This window comes from Halorubrum sp. SS7 (assembly GCF_005435055.1).
In the GTDB taxonomy this organism is placed as follows: Archaea; Halobacteriota; Halobacteria; order Halobacteriales; family Haloferacaceae; genus Halorubrum; species Halorubrum salinarum.
In genome coordinates this window covers 1-949 of sequence record NZ_SGXV01000139.1, presented here as the reverse complement: position 1 = coordinate 949, position 949 = coordinate 1, and the positions used below count along the sequence as shown (strand labels likewise).

The 949-nt window shown below is 60.7% G+C and carries 1 protein-coding gene; it reads right to left on the bottom strand.

All coding sequences use genetic code 11. The features are described 5' to 3' along the window. The coding region (locus tag EXE44_RS17160; protein ID WP_137717988.1) for an MFS transporter at positions 1–396 on the bottom strand (396 nt) is incomplete at its 3' end. Positions 397–949 lie beyond the last annotated feature (553 nt).

Below are 949 nucleotides of genomic sequence, written 5' to 3'. Positions count from 1 at the left end.
GATCCCCTCAGCGGTGCCGAGCTCCTCGGCTTCGAACCACTCGGAGACGTGCTGGATCCCGATTACGAACGTGATCCCCGCCGTGGCCACGATCAGCCGCGCGGCGAAGAACGTCGCGTACGACTCGGCGAACGCGCTCCAGATCGAGAAGACCCCGACGTACGCCAGCACGATGGCGAAGATCGTCGGCGCCCCGAACCGGTCCGAGAGCCACCCCGTGAGGACCCGTCCGAACGGCGCCAGCCAGATCGCCGCGCTCGCCAAGACCCCGATCTCGGCCAGCGACAGCCCGAACTCCTCGGCCCTCGGCCCCGTGAACGGCGCGAACGAGAACCAGATTAAAAAGGAGAAGTTGAACCCGACCGTCGCGAGCAGCAGCGTCCGGTACTTCGTCATCTCGATCGGGCTGTTCACGCGCACCACCCCTCGCCGGTCGGCGCCCGCCCGTGCGGATCGCCCTCGCTGACTGTCGGTTTCTCATCCGTCTGCGCCTCGACGCATTCGAACGTACGGTAATTCACGTTGAAAGGGCATGAACCCGACGTTAATAAGATAACTGATGGACATATGTACGTCGATAGTTGATAGAATGAGTAATAGCAAACTCCCACGCTTCGAGCCCATTTTATTCTTTATTTTAGAAAGAGAATTTTTCTTAGTGAGAAATAAGCGCCGTCAAAAGCCATGATTTAAATTTATTTACCGTATGATCGTTCATTACATGGACAGAATAGCGAGAACGGCGGAGCGCGTCTCCGGCAACGAGGCGCGTACTACCGGAACGGCGCGCCCGGAGATCACTCGGAGGCGACCGGTTCGGGGTCCCGGCGCCCGCGTCGCTCCGGCGCCGCGATCCGCACCGCGCACTGCTTGAGATTCGGTTCGGCGGAGTCCGGGTCGACCGCTGACAGCGTGAGTTCGTTGATCGCCCCGTTGTGGATCGGCAGCC